Origin of the sequence: Streptomyces sp. AK010 (assembly GCF_014207295.1) — a bacterium.
GTDB lineage: Bacteria > Actinomycetota > Actinomycetes > Streptomycetales > Streptomycetaceae > Streptomyces > Streptomyces massasporeus.
In genome coordinates this window covers 266,211-285,061 of the sequence record NZ_JACHCX010000003.1, presented here as the reverse complement: position 1 = coordinate 285,061, position 18,851 = coordinate 266,211, and the positions used below count along the sequence as shown (strand labels likewise).

At 68.2% G+C, this 18,851-nt stretch carries 12 protein-coding genes; 2 read left to right on the top strand and 10 right to left on the bottom strand.

Annotated features, from left to right (window positions below):
* Positions 1 to 9 precede the first annotated feature (9 nt).
* From trxB to HDC93_RS07480, 6 genes are all read right to left on the bottom strand, one after another.
* Entirely contained in the window at positions 10 to 978 is a 969-nt protein-coding gene (gene trxB / locus HDC93_RS07505) for a thioredoxin-disulfide reductase (RefSeq protein WP_185008422.1), read from the bottom strand.
* 165 nt (positions 979 to 1,143) lie between these two features.
* A complete protein-coding gene (locus HDC93_RS07500) occupies positions 1,144 to 2,067 on the bottom strand; it encodes an anti-sigma factor (RefSeq protein ID WP_185008419.1) in 924 nt (307 codons plus the stop codon).
* Positions 2,064 to 2,792: an RNA polymerase sigma factor SigM gene (gene sigM / locus HDC93_RS07495; protein ID WP_185008417.1), complete on the bottom strand. Its 729-nt coding sequence runs from the start codon at positions 2,790 to 2,792 to the stop codon at positions 2,064 to 2,066. Before sigM ends, HDC93_RS07500 begins: the two co-directional genes overlap by 4 nt.
* 662 nt (positions 2,793 to 3,454) lie before the next feature.
* Positions 3,455 to 5,167, bottom strand: coding sequence for a protein kinase family protein (locus HDC93_RS07490; protein ID WP_185008414.1), 1,713 nt, complete (start codon positions 5,165 to 5,167; stop codon positions 3,455 to 3,457).
* Between the two features lie 141 nt (positions 5,168 to 5,308).
* Complete coding sequence (murJ, locus tag HDC93_RS07485) at positions 5,309 to 7,615, bottom strand: murein biosynthesis integral membrane protein MurJ (protein ID WP_185008412.1); 2,307 nt, start codon at positions 7,613 to 7,615, stop codon at positions 5,309 to 5,311.
* A gap of 43 nt (positions 7,616 to 7,658) precedes the next feature.
* A complete protein-coding gene (locus tag HDC93_RS07480) occupies positions 7,659 to 10,064 on the bottom strand; it encodes a DUF6049 family protein (RefSeq protein WP_185008410.1) in 2,406 nt (801 codons plus the stop codon).
* A 278-nt stretch (positions 10,065 to 10,342) separates the two neighbouring features.
* Between HDC93_RS07480 and HDC93_RS07475 the strand changes: the two genes are divergently transcribed.
* The gene (locus HDC93_RS07475; protein WP_185008408.1) at positions 10,343 to 11,788 is read left to right on the top strand and encodes a CCA tRNA nucleotidyltransferase; all 1,446 of its coding nucleotides are present in this window, start codon (positions 10,343 to 10,345) and stop codon (positions 11,786 to 11,788) included.
* A gap of 118 nt (positions 11,789 to 11,906) precedes the next feature.
* Here HDC93_RS07475 and HDC93_RS07470 read toward each other — a convergent pair whose 3' ends face one another.
* The 4 genes from HDC93_RS07470 to HDC93_RS07455 all read right to left on the bottom strand — a co-directional run bounded on the left by HDC93_RS07470 (position 11,907) and on the right by HDC93_RS07455 (position 15,702).
* Positions 11,907 to 12,416: a hypothetical protein gene (locus tag HDC93_RS07470; protein WP_185008406.1), complete on the bottom strand. Its 510-nt coding sequence runs from the start codon at positions 12,414 to 12,416 to the stop codon at positions 11,907 to 11,909.
* 123 nt (positions 12,417 to 12,539) lie between these two features.
* The gene (locus tag HDC93_RS07465) at positions 12,540 to 13,802 is read right to left on the bottom strand and encodes an MFS transporter (protein ID WP_185008403.1); all 1,263 of its coding nucleotides are present in this window, start codon (positions 13,800 to 13,802) and stop codon (positions 12,540 to 12,542) included.
* Positions 13,803 to 13,891: 89 nt separating this feature from the next.
* A complete protein-coding gene (locus HDC93_RS07460) occupies positions 13,892 to 14,974 on the bottom strand; it encodes an inositol-3-phosphate synthase (protein ID WP_097217878.1) in 1,083 nt (360 codons plus the stop codon).
* Positions 14,975 to 15,018: 44 nt separating this feature from the next.
* The gene (locus HDC93_RS07455; protein WP_185008401.1) at positions 15,019 to 15,702 is read right to left on the bottom strand and encodes a PadR family transcriptional regulator; all 684 of its coding nucleotides are present in this window, start codon (positions 15,700 to 15,702) and stop codon (positions 15,019 to 15,021) included.
* 786 nt (positions 15,703 to 16,488) lie between these two features.
* On the opposite strand from HDC93_RS07455, the gene HDC93_RS07450 reads away from it, so the two are divergent.
* Positions 16,489 to 18,762 (top strand): transglycosylase domain-containing protein, encoded by a 2,274-nt coding sequence (locus HDC93_RS07450; RefSeq protein ID WP_185008884.1) that lies wholly within the window; start codon positions 16,489 to 16,491, stop codon positions 18,760 to 18,762.
* The last annotated feature ends 89 nt before the right edge of the window (positions 18,763 to 18,851 follow it).

The following is an 18,851-nucleotide window of genomic DNA, read 5'->3' as shown; positions in this document are numbered from 1 at the left end:
TAGGGGAGGTCAGACGGTGGTCTTCTCGGGCTCGGGCTGCTCCTCGTCCGCCAGGGCGGCGAGGTATCGCTCGGCGTCGAGAGCTGCGGAGCAGCCGGTTCCGGCCGCGGTGATCGCCTGACGGTAGGTGTGGTCGACCACGTCGCCGGCGCCGAAGACACCGGTCAGGTTCGTGCGCGTCGACGGCGCCTCCACCTTCAGGTAGCCGTCTTCGTCCAGGTCGAGCTGGCCCTTGAAGAGCTCGGTGCGCGGGTCGTGGCCGATGGCGATGAAGAGTCCGGTCACCGGCAGGTCCGAGATCTCACCGGTCTTGAGGTTGCGCAGCTTCAGACCGGAGAGCTTCGGGTCGCCCTGGATCTCGGCGACCTCGCTGTCCCACACGAAGGAGATCTTCGGGTCGGCGAAGGCGCGCTCCTGCATGGCCTTGGAGGCGCGCAGGGTGTCGCGGCGGTGGACGATGGTCACCGACTTGGCGAACCGCGAGAGGAAGGTGGCCTCCTCCATCGCGGTGTCGCCACCACCGATCACGGCGATGTCCTGGTCCTTGAAGAAGAACCCGTCGCAGGTGGCGCACCAGGACACACCGCGGCCCGACAGGGCGTCCTCGTTCGGCAGTCCGAGCTTGCGGTGCTGCGATCCGGTGGCGACGATGACGGCCTTCGCCCGGTGCACGGTGCCGGCCGTGTCCGTGACGGTCTTGATCTCACCGCTCAGGTCGACGCTCACGATGTCGTCCGGGACGAGCTCGGCTCCGAAGCGCTCCGACTGGGCGCGCATGTTGTCCATGAGCTCGGGGCCCATGATGCCGTCCTGGAAGCCCGGGAAGTTCTCGACCTCGGTGGTGTTCATCAGCGCACCACCCGCGGTGACGGCGCCCTCGAACACCAGTGGCTTCAGCGACGCGCGCGCGGTGTAGAGCGCCGCCGTGTAGCCGGCGGGCCCGGAGCCGATGATGATCACGTTACGGACGTCGCTCACGGCTTGTTTCCTCGTCTCTGGACTGCGTCGGTCGAGCGGTAGGAGTTCTCTATGACCTCTCACCCCACCCAACGGATCCTAAGGGGCGCGCATTCCCGCTGTGTCCGGGCACACGGAGATGCGGCGCCCTGCGGTGAGCCCGCAGGGCCAAGACGAAGCGTCCGTTCAGGCCGACGGGTAAGTGCGCTCCAGGAGCACCTCGCCGGCGGCGGTGGACGCTTTGTGATCCACACAGGTCGCATCGACGATGTAGGCGGTGACCCGAGTGGTGTCGGCGGGGTCGGGAAGCAGCACGAGCATGGCCTTCTTCCCCTGATAGGTGCCGTTCTCGGTGGCCAGGGCCGCGTCGTCACGCCCGATGCCGTCGCGGACACAGCCGGGCACCACGACTTCCCTGAGGACCTTCGGCTGGTTGGTGCCGGGAGCCGTCGCTGCCCCGAAGGGAGTGCGGGAGCCGCCGCCCTTGGTCTTGTTCTCGGCCAGGAGACCGGTGACCTGCTTCGGCAGCTTCCCTTCGGAGAAGGTGTCCGCCGCCGTGGTCTGCCGTTCGCCTGCCCCTCCGGTGGGAGGCTTGTGGTCGCCGAGCGACGTCAGCAGGACGGATCCCAGACCCAAGGCTGCCACCGTGAAGACGGTCCCCAGGACCGCGATCCTGCGGCGTCCATTGCGGGTGCGGCTCTTACGGCCCGGACCGGTGGTGGAGGAGCGGGGACGGCCGGCAGGCCGGTCGGGGCCCGTCGATGTTTCACGTGAAACAGGCGCATCGCGGTCGTCGTCAGAGGCGGAACCCGGAACGCTCACCGGCTCCGGACTCTCCGCGGCCTCCGGTCCCGCGGCGTTCAGCAGGGCCTCTGCGGCGAGAGCGGCATCGATGCGTCCGGCGACATCGGCGGGCATGCGTGGCGGGCCCGGCAGCGTGCCCAGCAGCCCGCGGATCTCCTCCAGGGAGGCGTAGACGTCCGCACAGAGTTCGCAGTCGTCCAGGTGCCGGCGCAGCTCGGTGGTCCGGGCCGCTGGGAGGAGACCCTCGGCGAGGTCGGAGATCTCCGCGACGTCCGGGTGCCCGGCCATGTCTGTCGTCGACGTCACGCTCGTCCACCTCCGCCCTTCACTGCAGCTGAGTCGCTCGGTCCTGTGTCCGGGGGATCCGCTCGGCGTTGCCCCGCTGCGGGTGGGACGGTCGGGCCCTGCGTCCGGTTCCGTTCTCCGCCCGGGTTCTTGCCCTCACCGCTGTGGTCCGGCCTGAGATGGGTGAGCAGCGGAAGGAGTCTGGCTCTGCCGCGCGCACATCTGCTCTTCACCGTGCCGGTCGGCACGTCGAGAATGCGGGCGGCCTCCGCGACCGGGTAGCCCTGCATGTCCACCAGGACGAGCGCGGCGCGCTGGTCGGCCGGCAGGGTCCCCAGGGCCTCGATGAGCTGCCGGTGAAGATCGTTGCGCTCTGCGGGGGCCGAAGCCGACTCGTGCGGCTCCAGCAGCTGCTCCAGGCGCTCGGTGTCGTCGACGGGAGAGGTCTTCCGGGAGGCCGCCTTGCGGGCGCGGTCCAGGCAGGCGTTCACCGTGATCCTGTGCAGCCACGTCGTGACGGCCGACTGGCCCCGGAAGGTATGGGCGGCCCGGTAGGCGGACACGAGGGCGTCCTGCACGGCATCAGCGGCCTCCTCGCGGTCACCCAGGGTACGCAGGGCGACGGCCCAGAGGCGGTCACGATGACGGCGTACCAACTCGGCGAAGGCTTCCGGGTCGCCTCCCACATGAAGGCGGATCAGTTGGGCATCGGTCGCCGGTGAGCTGTTCTGGTGCTCTACCTGCACGTCCCCTCCCCGTTCCGCTCTGAGTGGTCCATTGAATCCTGCGGGCCGGTGGGATGTAAACGCGCCTCAGCGAACCCGAGGCGGGTCCCGGAACGCTGTGACAGACACAGCACCTCCCATTGGCCTGATCATGATCATGAGCTCTCTGCTGGTCACATAATTGATCCGTCATGTTCTTTTGGCGCACAACAGGCAACAGGAGAAGCTAGTGAAGAAGTTGAGCGGGCGTCGAGCTGCCGCTATGGGGACGGTCGTGTCGACCATTGCGGGAGCGGTCATTTTTACGGGATCCGGAACGGCTCAGGCTGCGACCACGTGTCCGGGGAGTCGAATTGACCGGCTTCCTTTGACACAGGGTGGGTGGATCTCTACTACAGCAATGGCACCAACTGCGTGATCACCACATCACGTACCCCTGGAGTCAAGTTGAGGATGATAGCTCAGCTTGAGGTGCTCGGCGGGACCAAGAAGACGGACTCTGGGTACTACTCCTACCACGCCGGCCCGGTGAGCCTGTATGCCAATGGGGCGTGCGTGCGCTTCCTCGGCCAGGTGGGGACCACAGGTGACAATTCCGACTGGGGTCACTGCGGCTGATCATTGCGTCCGGTTCGGAGCCTGAACTTCCAACCGGACGCGCTTTCGGTGCAGCTGGAGCGCTCTCAGCCGCGCACTTGAATTTCTGAGATACCCCCTCGGAAGCGGTCCGCGGAGCCGTCGGTCGGAAGTTCCGTGATGTGGATGAGGACGTAACGCGTCTTGACCGGCTTCTTCAGCGTGACCTTGAGGTCGGAACCCACGGTCGACAATTCGGTGAGTTCCTGCGAGAAATCGCTCAGAGGCGACGGATCGGAAATATCGGCATCGGCGGCGAGAACCTGTGCTGTCTGCCTGCTTCGATACATGGAAATATCGAGACGGGACACGTCTGTAACCTTGCCGAGGTCCAAAATCAGCCCACTTCCCTCCTTGCGCTGTGGGAGGTTCCCGAAGTTGGCGTATCCCCGGTACTGAGGTGTGACCCACGCGGTGTCAGTCTTGCCGTCGACAGCGAGTTGGGCCTCGTCCTCCTGTATGCCGGATCCGCTCGGCGCGAACTCTCGTACGCTGCTGATCGGGATGTTCTTCAGGGGCGCGGCGGGCTTGTCGTCAGCGTCTCCGTCGTTCGTCTGCGTCTGGCCCGGGTCCTCGTTCTTGCCGCCCTGGTCCATCAGCGCGTCCGCCAGCTGCCAGCTGCCGAGGCCCAGCGCGGCGATCAGGAGCGCGGAGACGGCCCACTTCAGGGCCTTGCCCATGCGGCTCTGGAGCGGGGGCGGCGGAGCCGGGACCGGCTGGGTGATGCCGGGACGCGGGGTCTGACGGCCGTACGTGCCCTGCTGGTACGTCGTGCGCTGGTACTCGGGCGGGGCGGTGAACGCAGGCTCCGGCGGGCGGATGCGGGGCATCTCGCCGATCGCCTTCACCAGCTCCTCCGGCGTGGTGCACGGCGACTCGTGCCGGGACGCGGTGGCGCCGTCGTTGACGAGCGCGCGCATGGAGAGCTCGGACAGACCGCGGTGCACACCGGCCCGCACCTGGTCGGGCGCGATCAGGCCGATGTCCTTCGGCAGGCCCGACAGGCCGTAGGCGTCGCTCTCGTACGGCCAGCGCTGGGTCAGCGCCGCGTACAGCAGGGCGCCGATGGCCTCGGTGTCCGTGCGCTGCGGTGTGTCGGACGAGGCGCCGCGCAGGGCGGCGTTGACGGCGAGGCCGCGGATGCGCCACTGGCCGGTCGAGGCACGGAGCACGGCGTTGGGGTTCAGCCGCAGATGGGCGAGGCCCTCACGATGGGCGGCGGCCATGGCGGAGGAGACCTGACTGACCATCTGGTAGGCGTCGTACGGCTCCAGGGGCCCGGAGGCGAGGAGCGTGGTCAGTTCCGTCGCGTCGGGAAGCCATTCGTGCACGACGTAGACGACGTCGTTCTCCTCCACCGCGTCCAGCACCTGGACGAAGCGCGGGTCGCCCAGGAGGGCGGACGAGCGGGCGGCCGCCAGGACGGAACGGGCCCGTGAGTGATCGGCGGGCAGGATGTGCACCCCGACGGCACGGCGGAGCTTCTCGTCCACGGCACGCCAACTGCTGAAACCGTCCAGACGGGTGACGCACTCCTCGAGGCGGTAGCGTCTGGCGAGTTTGTGACCACTGTGCAGTTCGGGCGGCGAGGTCGTTCCGGCACCGTCGGTCCTGGTGCTCTCCTGTACCTCGTCGCTGTCCGTGTCCCGCTCCCGGTTCTTGGCCACCCCGTCGGCCGTGGACTGGTCCGCCTGTGCGGTCAGCGACGTCTCGTCGCTGTTGTCTGCCACGTCGACGGCAGCCGTACTCCGTTCCGCCACCGTCGTTCCTGCCTCCCCATCCATTACGCGCCGGGCCGGCGTCCCATGCATGCCGCCCGACGCCGAAACCAATTGTGCCCACAGTCCGCCGCTATGCACGACACGCGGTGGCTGACGATGGTTGTGCGCCTACCCCCCGACTCAGCGTCCCAGGCGTCCGCGGACCATGCCGACCAGCGAGTTGAGTTCCTCGATGCGCATGCGGCGGGCGGCGACGAAGAAGATCCCGAGCAGTACGACGCCGCCGGCCAGGACGGCGGCGAGCGAGCCGGCCGGGCCCTGGCCGAGTGAGTGGCCGATGCCGTAGCAGGCCGCGCCGCTGAGCAGGGCGGCCGGGACCGACGCGATGCACAGCCGGGCGTAAGTCCGCAGGACCCGGGCGCCGTCGAGGTCCCCGCCGAGCCGCTTGCGCAGCCGGCGCCAGGCGACGCCGACGCCGATGGCGTAGGCCAGGCCGTACGAGGCGGCCATGCCGACCACGGCCCAGCGGGACGGGATGACGAAGTAGCAGATCGCCGAGGCGCCCGCGTTGACCGCGGCCACGATGACCGTGTTGTAGAAGGGAGTTCGGGTGTCCTCGTAGGCGTAGAAGGCACGCAGGACCACGTACTGCACGGAGTACGGGATCAGGCCGAGTCCGAACGCCATGAGCATGAAGCCCATGTTGGTGGCCTCGCTGGTGCCCGATGAGCCGAACATCAGCGTGCACATCGGGATGCCGAGGGAGAGGAACCCGAACGCGATCGGCACGATCGCCACCGCCGTGGTGCGCAGGCCCTGGGAGATGTCGTCGCGGACGGCGCCCCCGTCGCCCTCGGCCGCCGAGCGCGACAGGCGCGGCAGCAGGGCGGCCATGAGGGAGACCGTGATGATGGCCTGCGGCAGGCCCCAGATCAGCTGTGCGTTGGCGTAGGCGGCGAAGCCGGTGCCGTCGACGGGTGAGGCCTTGCCCGCCGCGGTGGACAGCCAGATGACGACCATGGCGCCGGCCTGGTTGGCGAGGACGAACAGGACCGTCCACTTGGCGAGTGTGACGGCCTTGCCGAGGCCCTGGCCCTTCCAGTCGAAGCGCAGCCGCAGCCGGAAGCCGGTCTCGCGCAGGTAGGGGATCATCGCCAGTGCCTGGACCACGAGGCCGAGCAGGACACCGATGCCGAGGAGGCGCTGGCCCTCCGGCGGGATGGTGGTGACCTTCATTCCGGAGTCGGCCGCGGTGCCGTAGACGTAGATGAACATGCCCAGCGTCACGATGATGACGATGTTGTTCAGGACCGGGGTCCACATCATCGCGCCGAACTTCCCCCGGGCGTTGAGGATCTGGCCCATCACCACGTGGATGCCCATGAAGAAGATCGAGGGCAGGAAGTACTGGACGAAGGTGATGCCGACCTGGTTGGCCGCGGGGTCGGCGGCGACCGAGGGGGACATCAGACGGATCAGGAGGGGCGCGCCGAGGATCGCGAGTGCGGTGAGTGCGCCGAGTGCCACCATGACGAGGGTCAGCAGGCGGTTGGCGTAGGCCTCGCCGCCGTCCTCGTCGTCCTTCATGGCGCGCACCAGTTGCGGTACGAAGACGGAGTTGAGACCACCGCCGACGGTGAGGATGTAGATCATCGTCGGCAGCTGGTAGGCGACCTGAAAGGTGTCACCGAGGAAGCCGACGCCCAGCGCCGACACGATCAGTGCGGAGCGGATGAAGCCGGTGAGGCGGGAGACCATCGTGCCCGCCGCCATCACGGCGCTGGACTTCATCAGGCCCGCGGCGCGGCCGCCCTTCTTGGGGGCGGATGCGGCGGCGGCCTCGGGGGCCGGCGTCTCGTCCACGACGGGCGGCACCGCCGCGGTCCGGCCGGGCTCCGCGTACTGCTCCGCGTACTGCCCCTGCGGTGCGTACGGGCCCTGTGCCATCTGCCCCGGGGCCGGGGACGGGCCGGGGACCGACGGCGATGCGTACGACGGGTGACCGCTGCCCTGCTGCTGATCCTGGAAGAGGTGCGCGAACGCGTCCGGCTCCTGGCGGGGCTCGCCGGCCTGGGATACGAGGTCGTCCACGCCGACGAACTGGGTGGTGCGGGGGTCGTCGCCGTAGGGCAGATGCCGGGTCGGACCCTCCGGCTCCGGCGCGGGTGTCTGCGCCCACACCTGCGGGTCGGGCGCGTACGGCGACTGCGGTGGCTGACCGTACAGCTGCTGCTGCGGCTGGTACGTGCCGGGCGCGTGCGGCGGGTGCGCGGAGCGGTCGTAGAGCGCCTCGCCGACCGGGTCCTGGGCGGAGAGGTCCTGTGCCCGGTAGGGGTCCTGGCCGTAGGCGTCCTGGAGGTAGATGTCCGCGGGCGGCTGCGGCGGCACCTGGCCGTGCTCGGGCGGTGAACCCTCGGGCCCGCCCGCGTCGGGGTAGCCCGAGTTGCCCGCGGCACGGCCGCGGTCACCGTCGTACGGCGCGTTCATGCTTACCCCACCTCATCGTCCCGGGCCCACCGGCCACGATTTCTCAACGGTTCACTCTCTCACCCGTCCCGGACGGGTCGGCGCTTTCCGCTGCGGTGTCCGGGCCCGGGTCACTCGGCTGCTCGGAGGCGTCTGCCTCTGAGCCGACCCCGGCCTCCTCCTTGAGACGTGCGCCGGAGGGCTCCGGGTTCTGCGGAGCGTCTTCCTCGTCGAGCGGGCCGTCGGTCTCGTCGTCCGTCTCGACGGTGTCGTCCTCGGCTGCCTCACGGGCGGCGGCGCGCTTGCGGTGGGTGTACATCCGGAAGCCCGCGAGGACCAGGAGCAGGACGCCACCGCCGATGACCAGCATCACCGTGGGCGTGACCTCGGTGACCTTCACGTCGAAGGTGACCGGGGCGCCGTACTCCTGGCCGTCCTCCGTGTACAGCTGGGCGACGACTTCCGCGCGGCCGTTGGCGTTGGCCGACGTGGTGAACTTCACGGACTGGGCGTGGCCGCCGTTGACGGTGACGGGCTGCTCCTCGTAGGCGTCTCCGGCGATCTTGAGGCGCGTGGGGTTCTTCGACGTGAGCCGCAGCTCCAGGTTTTCGACACCCTGGACCAGGTTGTTCTGCACGGTCACGGGGATCGTGGCACTGCGGCCGGAGAGCTTGGTCTCCGACTTCTGGATCAGCTTGACGCCGTCGATGAGCCCGTTGAGGTACGACTCGATGCCATCGCGGTATCCCACCGCCGCGATGCCCCGGCCGCGCCATGACGTGGACATCTCGCGGTTCATGGCCCGCCCGAACGGGGTCACCACCCGGGACTGGCGGGTGAGGATCACCTTGAACTTGTCGAGCTTGCCCTGGGTCCGGGCGATCTGCTCGAAGGCGGCCCGCGGCAGCTCCTGCTTGCGCAGCGAGGAGGGGTAGGCGGAGGCCGACGGCACCTTCGTGTTGGCCGCCGGGTCGGGCTGGGCCTTGGCGGCGGCTGTGAGGTCCTGCGACTCGGACCAGTTCCCGTCCTGGAGGGTTCCCAGAGCTTTTGCCATGGCCTGTGCCTGGCTCACGGACGGCATGCGCTGAGGGGCGACGACGACGCTGCGCTGCTTGCCGGTCTGCAGGCCGAGCGTGAGGCTCTGAGCCAGGAAGCGCTGTACGGCGAGCGTGGAGGCGGAGGCCTTGGTCAGGTCGCCCTGGAAGGCCGTCGACATCCGGGAGTCCGCGACGACGGCCGTGGTGCCGCCGCCTATGGGCCGGGCCGCGGAGGGTGTGTACGACAGGTTGTCCTGGAGGCTGTCGCTGCGGGTGATCACCTTGTCGGCGCCCGCGGATGTGGCGACCTTCACGATCGACGGGTCGACGGCGCCGTCCGCCGGCCAGACGAAGTCCGTGGACGGTTTTACGTGGAGGATCGTGTCCACCGTCTTGTCGGCGACGTCGGTGGCCTCTTTGAGGTGGCCCAGGGAGCCGGTGACGTTCGTGCCGTTGTGGGCGAGGGAGGCCAGGTCGGGGTCGCCGAAGGGCAGGGCGGCCACCTCGTTGCCCGTGACCGCCTGCTGGAGCTCGGCCAGCCAGTGCTTGGCGACCTCCTGGTTCTTGCCGGGCGTGGTGCTGCCGTCCGCGGCGCGGACCTGGTAGCTCCGCGTCATCGCGTCGACGGACGCCAGCAGGTCCGGGTCGACCACCCAGGTGACGTCGAGGCCCTTGCCCAGCGACACCATCTGTTCGAGGCGGCCGCCCGGGGAGATCTCCTCGGCGAGCTCGTCGTCACGGAAGACCGGTGTCTGCTGCTCGTTCGACCCCGTCTCGGCGGCCATGTGGGCGCTGGAGACGAGCGGCCACAGGAAGGTGGTCTTCGTCTTGGTGCCGGCTTCCTCCGGCTGCCACGGCAGGAACGTGCGCTGGATGCCGAGTACCTGGTCCCAGGGCTGCGCCGAGGTCTCACCGGAGAGCGAGACGGCCAGCTGGTAGACGCCGTCACGGCCGAGATCGAGCTTGTCGGCCGGTACGGAGATACTGAAGGGCTCCGCGACGCCGGGGGTGAGAGCGGAGTACTTCTCGGTGTACTTGCCGCCGACCTTCTCGCCGGAGGGTCCCTGGAGATCGTCGCTCTTCCTGGCGAGGGTGTCGATCGACGAGCGGGTCTCGAGAGGGGGCCCCACCTGGAGGTCTACATGAGCGCCGGTGACGGTCTGCTTGCCGTTGTTCGTCACCGTGCCCGACACGGTGACCGTGTCGCCCTCGGAGGGGGCGCTGGGGGTGAGCGAGTCGACGGCGACCGATACCGAGCCCGCGCCGGCGGCAGCCTGCAGGGACTCCTGCCCGGCCGCGTCCGCCGGCGTCGCGGCGGGCAGCTGGAGGAGTCCGGCCAGCAGCGGCGCGCCGGTGAGCAGTGCCCCGGTGCGCCGCAGCCAGCGGCGGGCAGGTGAGGCACTGGTCCCCTGGAAGTCTGCCGCCTCGGCCACGCGCTCGTCCGTCCCTCGTCGTCGTCAGTGGTCGTCGGAATGTGCGTCCACGCATGGTAACGATGCGCGCTGAGGGGAAGTGCCGCGGTCCGCTCCACAAGATCGCGGGCTGACTCCGTGCTGCCTGGTATATGACTCTATGTGCGGGAGTAGCTCTTTACGGCGCAGGAGCTGCGCCTGTGCGCCCATGACGGACGTGTCCCCATGCATCTGCATGGGGAATGGCATGCGGAATAGGGGGAGCTCGCGGTGGCCCGGGCCACGTACCCTCTTCTGTTGTGCCGAACGCCAACGAAGAAATGTCCAGTGCCCTGAGCCAGGTGCAGCACCGCGCGGTGAGTGAACTGTTGCGGGTCGCTCCTGTCGCCGACGACCTCGCCCGCCGCTTCCAGGAGGCCGGGTTCTCACTCGCCCTCGTCGGCGGCTCGGTACGGGACGCGCTGCTGGGCCGGCTCGGCAACGACCTGGATTTCACGACCGACGCCCGCCCCGAGGACGTCCTCAAGATCGTGCGCCCGTGGGCGGACGCCGTCTGGGAGGTCGGAATCGCCTTCGGCACGGTCGGTGCCCACAAGGGCGGCTACCAGATCGAGGTGACCACCTACCGGTCCGAGGCCTACGACCGCACCTCGCGCAAGCCCGAGGTGTCGTACGGGGACTCCATCGAGGAGGATCTCGTCCGCCGTGACTTCACGGTGAACGCGATGGCGGTGGCCCTGCCGGAGAAGGAGTTCGTCGACCCGCACGGGGGGCTCGAGGACCTCGCGGCGCGTGTGCTGCGTACTCCCGGCACGCCGGAAGAGTCGTTCTCGGACGACCCCCTGCGGATGATGAGGGCCGCGCGCTTCGCGGCTCAGCTCGGTTTCGAGGTCGCCCCCGAGGTCGTCACGGCGATGACGGAGATGGCAGGGCGCATCGAGATCGTCTCGGCGGAGCGGGTGCGGGACGAGCTGAACAAGCTGATCCTCTCCCAGCAGCCGCGCACGGGCCTGACGCTGCTCGTCGAGACGGGCCTCGCCGAACGCGTGGTGCCCGAGCTGCCGGCTCTGCGCCTGGAGCGTGACGAGCACCACCGCCACAAGGACGTCTACGACCACTCGCTGATCGTCCTGGAGCAGGCGATGGCGCTGGAGGAGGACGATCCCGACCTCACCCTCCGCCTGGCCGCTCTCCTCCACGACATCGGCAAGCCGCGCACCCGCCGGTTCGAGAAGGACGGCCGGGTCTCGTTCCACCATCACGAGGTGGTCGGGGCGAAGATGACCAAGAAGCGCATGACGGCTCTGAAGTACTCCAACGAGCTGGTGAAGGACGTCTCACGTCTGGTCGAGCTCCACCTGCGCTTCCACGGCTACGGCACCGGTGAGTGGACGGACTCGGCGGTCCGCCGCTACGTCCGTGACGCCGGTCCGCTCCTGGACCGCCTCCACAAGCTGACCCGCTCGGACTGCACGACGCGCAACAAGCGCAAGGCGGCGGCTCTCTCGCGTGCCTACGACGGGCTGGAAGAGCGGATCGCCAAGCTGCAGGAGCAGGAGGAGCTGGACTCGATCCGTCCGGACCTCGACGGCAACCAGATCATGGAGATCCTCGGCGTGGGTCCCGGCCCGGTCATCGGCCGTGCCTACCAGCACCTGCTGGAGATGCGCCTGGAGAACGGGCCGATGGAGCATGACGCCGCGGTGGCAGCGCTCAAGGAGTGGTGGGCCGGGCAGCGGAGCTGAGGTGTGAGGCGAGGTCACGTTTCACGTGAAACATGACCCCCACTGCGGCCAGGCGTCCCGCCGGAGACAGATCGAGGGGCGGTGTTTCACGTGAAACACCGCCCCTCGTCACATCTGCCTACTTCTTGTAATCCTTCAGGCAGAGCAGGAAGTCCTTGCCGTCACCGCTCTCGGTGTACGTGTACTGGAAGTCCTTGGCCTCGGCCTCGCACTTGCTGGAGGCCAGCGTCTGCGTGAGGTATGAGCCCTCGATCTTGGCCAGCACCTTGTACTGCGCCTTCGCGTCACTGCACTCGACGACCTCGAGGTCAGGGTTGTTGTCGCTTGCGCTGCCGCGGTGCATGCAGTCGCCGATGGCCGCCGTGTTGGCGTCGTTTCGGCTGGCCAGGTAGCCGCCAATGGCCACGCCCGCCACGGCTATGACGATGACGATGTTCTTGATCGTCTTGAAGCTGAGCTTGCGACCGGACTGCTGCGGGGGAACCGGAGCGTACGGAGCGGCGCCCTGGGGCGGGAAGCCGGGCTGTTCGGGCTGGGGGTAGCCGCCCTGGGGCGGGACCGGAGCCTGGGGTGCAGCCGCGGGCTGGCCCTGCGCGAATGGATTGCCCTGGGGCGGCGGAGTAGTCACTTGGGGGTCCCCCTAGAACATGGTGAGTGACGCGAACATGTCGCGAGATAAGACCCACGTAAGGTAGCGGTCCGCACTGACAACGCAGTAACCAGAAGTGGCTCTGTGTCATTGATGTGACACTTACTGGCGGCCAAAACGGGCCATAGCTACAGCTACTGCCGCGTAGACAGTGGCGATCGTGATCACCAGCAGGACGGACCGACCGTCCGGTGGCAGCATCACGGCGGCCACGGCGGCCGCGCCGACGAAGGAAACGTTGAAGAGGACGTCGTAAACCGAGAAGATCCGGCCACGGAAGCCGTCCTCGACGGAGGACTGGACGATGGTGTCCGTGGCGATCTTCGCGCCCTGGGTGGTGAGCCCCAGGACGAAGGCCGCGGCCAGCAGTGGAGCGGTGGCGAACGGCAGTCCCAGCGCGGGCTCCAGCAGCGCCGCGGCTCCCGCGCACACGACGATCCAGCGGCCCGGCCCGAGCCGCCCCGCGCTCCAGGGGGTCACCACGGCAGCCGCGAAGAACCCGGCGCCGGAGAAGCCCAACGCCAGTCCCAGCAGGGCGAGTCCGTCGTCCGCGGTCGAGGTGAGCGCGTACCGGCACAGCATCAGCAGCATGACCAGCAGGGCGCCGTAGCAGAACCGCATCAGCGACATCGCCGTGAGCGCCCAGGCGGCCTCCCGGCGCTGCGGCGCGGCCAGGTGACGAACGCCCGCCGCCAGGTCGCGGGCGGTGCCCGTGAGAGCCGTTCCGATCTCCTCGCGTGGCAAGGGCCGGTCAGGGCCGAGAAGTTCCCGCGCCATGCTCAGCGATGCGAGCGCGGCGCACAGATACAGCCCGGCTCCCACGAGGACCACCGCGGCGTCCGAGTCCGCCACCGCCAAACGCACGACGAAGGCGAGTCCCCCGCCCGCGGTCGCGGCCAGCGTCCCGGCCGTCGGCGAGAGGGAGTTGGCGATGACCAGGCGGTCGGCGTCGACCACACGCGGCAGGGCGGCGGAAAGGCCCGACAGGACGAAGCGGTTGACGGCGGTGACGCACAGGGCCGAGACGTAGAAGAGCCAGTCCGGTGCCGGACTGAGGATCAGCAGGGCCGTCGCGAGGGCCAGCAGGGCACGCAACAGGCTTCCGAACAGCAGGACCTGGCGGCGCCTCCAGCGGTCCAGGAGAACGCCGGCGAAGGGGCCGACGAGGGAGTACGGGAGCAGCAGCACGGCCATCGCGGAGGCGACACCGGCCGCCGAGGTCTCCTTCTCCGGCGAGAAGACCACGTACGCGGCGAGCGCGACCTGGTAGACGCCGTCGGCCCCCTGGGACAGCAGACGTACGGCGAGCAGGCGCCGGAAGCCCTGGAAGCGCAACAGGACGCGCAGGTCACGGACGACGGCCATGGGGCCCAGCCTCACATACGGGGAGGGTCCCCAGGTCGTTCGACCCGGGGACCCTCACAGCCCTGGCAGGAGCGACTCGTTGCGGCGCCTCAGCGCTCGACCTCACCCTTGATGAACTTCTCGACGTTCTCGCGGGCCTCGTCGTCGAAGTACTGCACGGGCGGGGACTTCATGAAGTAGCTCGACGCGGAGAGGATCGGACCGCCGATGCCGCGGTCCTTGGCGATCTTCGCGGCGCGCAGGGCGTCGATGATGACGCCGGCGGAGTTCGGGGAGTCCCAGACCTCGAGCTTGTACTCCAGGTTCAGCGGGACGTCACCGAAGGCACGGCCCTCGAGGCGGACGTAGGCCCACTTGCGGTCGTCCAGCCAGGCGACGTAGTCGGACGGGCCGATGTGAACGTTGCCCTCGCCCAGCTCGCGGTCGCGGATCTGCGAGGTGACGGCCTGCGTCTTGGAGATCTTCTTCGACTCGAGGCGGTCCCGCTCGAGCATGTTCTTGAAGTCCATGTTGCCGCCGACGTTCAGCTGCATCGTGCGGTCCAGGATGACGCCCCGGTCCTCGAACAGCTTCGCCATCACACGGTGCGTGATGGTGGCGCCCACCTGCGACTTGATGTCGTCACCGACGATCGGGACGCCCGCCTCGGTGAACTTGTCCGCCCACTCCTTGGTGCCGGCGATGAAGACCGGAAGGGCGTTGACGAAGGCGACCTTGGCGTCGATGGCGCACTGCGCGTAGTACTTCGCCGCGTCCTCGGAGCCGACGGGCAGGTAGCAGACGAGGACGTCGACCTGCCGGTCCTTGAGGACCTGGACGATGTCGGCCGGCTCCTCGGCGGACTCCTCGATGGTCTCGCGGTAGTACTTGCCGAGACCGTCGAGGGTGTGGCCGCGCTGCACCGTGACACCCGTGCTGGGGACGTCGCAAATCTTGATGGTGTTGTTCTCGGAGGCGCCGATGGCGTCCGCCAGGTCGAGACCGACCTTCTTGGCGTCCACGTCGAACGCGGCGACGAACTCGACGTCGCTGACGTGGTAGTCGCCGAACTGGACGTGCATCAGGCCCGGCACCCTGGACGCCGGGTCGGCGTCCTTGTAGTACTCGACTCCCTGCACCAGCGATGCGGCGCAGTTGCCCACACCGACGATGGCTACGCGAACCGAACCCATGGCGGTTGCTCCCTGTGTGTACGAGTGAGGCCCTGAGTGGGCTCTCACGTGGCGGTGTCGTCGGGCGTATCCGGCCGGGGGTCGTGCCCCGGCCGGGGCAGGACGCCCGACGCTCCAGATGTGGTGTCACGCGATGCGGGCTCTCCGGAGGCCGGACCCTTGAGGTCCCGCCCCGCCCGCTCGCTCTCGATGAGCTCGTTCAGCCAGCGCACCTCGCGCTCCACGGACTCCATTCCGTGGCGCTGGAGCTCGAGCGTGTAGTCGTCGAGGCGCTCCCGGGTCCGGGCCAGGGAGGCGCTCATCTTCTCCAGCCGCTCCTCCAGCCGGCTCCGGCGGCCTTCCAGCACGCGCATGCGGACATCGCGTGAGGTCTGTCCGAAGAAGGCGAAACGGGCTGCGAAGGTTTCGTCCTCGTACGCGTCGGGCCCGGTCTGCGAGAGCAGCTGCTCGAAGTGCTCCTTACCCTCCGCCGTCAACCGGTAGACGATCTTGGCGCGGCGCCCCGCGAGGGGGGCGGCGAGGGCTTCCTCGGGGGTACTCCCGGGTTCCTCGATCAACCAGCCGTTGGCGACCAGCGTCTTGAGGCAGGGGTAGAGCGTCCCGTAGCTGAACGCACGGAAGACGCCCAGCGATGTGTTGAGCCGTTTACGCAGCTCATAGCCGTGCATCGGAGACTCGCGGAGCAGGCCGAGTACGGCGAACTCGAGGATCCCGGAACGCCGGCTCATCGTCGCCTCCTCTGGCCGCGGTGCGCATGTATCAGTCCGATGTGTCGGGCCGATGTGTCGAGCTGATGTATCGACTCGATACATCACGACGATAGAACGGCCTTCCGGATGCGACAAGAGGGGGGTGGGTGAACGGGATCACATCACCGATTCATCGGACACGAGTTGCCTGATTTGAGGTGAACTTCGGGGCTCGGCAGGTTTTGGCGGTGCGTAGTCTGTGCGCCATGCACATCACCGGGAACCGAGTGACGCCTGAGAGCGTCGTCGTCTTCGGTGTAGTACGGGTGCATGCGGGACCGATGAATGCGGAGCCGACCGCATCCGTACTTCGGGGGGACCGGAAACTAGCCGCCGTTTCCAGGCGCGCAGGGGTGCGCCTGCCCGAGGAGTAGTCGTTCGATGAGCGAGCACCGTCGCAAACCGCCGCAGCCGCAGGGAGGCGGACGTGCCGCGGCCCGACGCGGCCAGTCCGGCTCGTCCTCCGGCCGCCGTGCGGCACCGCGAGGCGCCACCGGGTCTCCGTCCGACTCCTATGGGTCGGACGCTTTCGACTCAGGGGGTGAGGAGCGTCAGTACGGCGGCCGTGCCGAAGCCCGCCGTGCGGCGCAGAGAAGTACGGGGGGCAGCCGCCGCAGAGCGGCCGAACCGACCCGAGGTGGCCGACGGGCCGGTCCTGGTGGCCCGAACGGGCCCGGCCGGGGCAGAGGACGGGTGGCCGCCGTGCCCGACAAGAAGCGGATGATCGACTATCCGCGCGCCGGCAAGTACGGCTGGCAGCGCTGGATGCCGTCCTGGAAGCTCGTCTCCGGCCTGTGCATCGGCTTCTTCGGCAGCCTGGTGGCCGTGGCGGGCATCGGCTACGCCATGGTGGGCGTCCCCAACGAGGAGAACGCGGCTGCGCTGTCGCAGAACAACGTCTACTACTGGGCCGACGGCAGCCAGATGGTCGCGGCGGGCAGCGGGCAGAACCGGCAGAACGTCACGATCGACCGGATCCCCAAGGCCATGCAGTGGGCGGTGATCTCGGCCGAGAACAAGAGCTTCTACAAGGACAAGGGCGTCGACCCCATGGGCATCGCCCGGGCCGTGGCGAACATGGCCCGCGGCGGTAACACGCAGGGCGGTTCGACGATCACCCAGCAGTTCGTCAAGAACACCTACCTGAGCCAGGAACAGTCGCTCAGCCGTAAGTTCAAGGAGATGTTCATCTCCATCAAGGTGGGCACGAAGGTCTCCAAGCCGGTGATCCTCCAGGGCTACCTGAACACCTCGTACTACGGCCGCGGCGCCTACGGCATCCAGGCTGCCGCCCAGGCCTACTACGGCAAGGAGGCGAAGGACCTCAAGCCGAGTGAGTGTGCCTTCCTCGCCGCCCTGCTCAAGGGCCCGACGTACTACGACCCCGCGGGTAATGACGGCATCGACAAGACGGCGACCAGGGAGGCCAACACCAAGCGGTCCAAGGACCGTTGGAGCTGGATCCTCGAGCAGATGCACAACGACAAGAGGATCACGGACAAGCAGTACCAGGATGCGATCAAGAAGTACCCCATGCCCCAGGACCGCAAGGCGTCCAAGGGCATGACCGGCCAGATCGGTTACCTGGTGGACACGGCCAAGAAGTACGTCCTGAACCACTCCAACATCTCCGAGAAGCAGTTCGACCTGGGCGGCTACCAGATCAAGACGACCTTCAAGAAGGCCAACGTCGAGGCGCTGGCGAAGGCGGTCAAGAAGGTCGAGACCGAGAAGCTCGACCCGAAGAACCGCGAGCTGGACAAGCACGTCCAGTTCGGTGCGGCGTCGGTGAAGCCCAAGGACGGCGCGATCGTCGCGCTCTACGGCGGCGCGGGGTACGAGAACGGCCACTTCAACAACAACGCGGACACCTCGGGTGTCCCCGTCGGTTCGACGTGGAAGCCGTTCGTGCTCGCCGCCGCGATGGAGCACGGCACTTATCGGAGCGACGGAGCCGGGATCTCGCCGCTGAGCAAGTACAACGGCAACGACCATCTCAAGGTCAGGAACAACGACGGCACCTATGTCCTGAAGAAGGACAACACCCCGTTCTTCCAGGAGAACGAGAGCGACCACCCGTGGGGCTACATCTCCCTGCGCAAGGCGATGGAGCAGTCCGTCAACACGCCGTTCGTGCAGCTCGGCATGGACGTGGGGATGAGGAACGTGCGGGATGTGGCCGAGAAGTCGGGCATCCTGGACACCAGCTTCGCCACGCTCAACCCGTCGTTCGCGCTCGGTACGTCGACTCCCAGTGCGATCCGTATGGCCGACGCCTACGCGACGTTCGCCGCATCGGGTAAGCAGGCCGCCCCGTACTCGGTGACCAGCGTCAAGTTCAACGGCCAGGAGATCGATGGCTTTGACAAGCCAAGGATCACGCAGGCCATGCCCGAGAACGTGGCCAACAACGTCACCGACACTCTGGAGAACGTCATCCAGAACGGCACGGGCAAGAACGCGCTCGCCCTGGGTCGTACGGCGGCCGGCAAGACCGGTACCACGGACGAGAACAAGTCCGCCTGGTTCGTCGGCTACACCCAGCAGCTGTCGACCTCGGTCGCGATGTTCCGCGAGGATCCCAAGAGCGCCAAGCTGCTCTCCATGAACGGCACGGCGGGTGAGGAGTCCATCCACGGTGGTGACACTCCCACCCAGGTGTGGACCGAGTACATGAAGGCCGCGCTCAAGGGCGAGACCGACATCGGCTTCCCTGACGCCGAGAAGATCGGCGAGATCCAGGACGAGCTGGGCGCTCCGTCGCCGAAGCCGACGCCCAGCGTGGAGCCCAGCGAGACCGTGACCGAATCGCCGAGCCCCACGCCCACGGAGAGCTCGAGTCCGTCGCCGTCACCCAGCGACACCTGTGGGTTCTTCGGCTGTGAGAACGACGGTGGCACGGAGAACGGCGGTAGCACCGGCAACGGAGGCACAGACGGAGGGGCTACCACCGAGCCCACGCCAACCGATACCAACCTGGATGGTGGCAACAGCAGAGGCAATGGCAACGGAGGCTTCTTCGGAGGCCCCGAGGGATAGCCGCAGCCAGATCGCCCGGCTTGGGTGTTTCACGTGAAACGCGAGGGTGTTTCACGTGAAACGAGGGCCGCCGCCCCCCTTCGGGTGCG

Coding starts and splice junctions, on each gene's coding strand:
- HDC93_RS07465 (WP_185008403.1), bottom strand. CDS start 13,802: ATGGCCGTCGTCCGTGACCTGCGCGTCCTGTTGCGCTTCCAGGGCTTC.
- HDC93_RS07455 (WP_185008401.1), bottom strand. CDS start 15,702: ATGAGCCGGCGTTCCGGGATCCTCGAGTTCGCCGTACTCGGCCTGCTC.
- HDC93_RS07450 (WP_185008884.1), top strand. CDS start 16,489: ATGCCGTCCTGGAAGCTCGTCTCCGGCCTGTGCATCGGCTTCTTCGGC.
- murJ (WP_185008412.1), bottom strand. CDS start 7,615: ATGAACGCGCCGTACGACGGTGACCGCGGCCGTGCCGCGGGCAACTCG.
- HDC93_RS07460 (WP_097217878.1), bottom strand. CDS start 14,974: ATGGGTTCGGTTCGCGTAGCCATCGTCGGTGTGGGCAACTGCGCCGCA.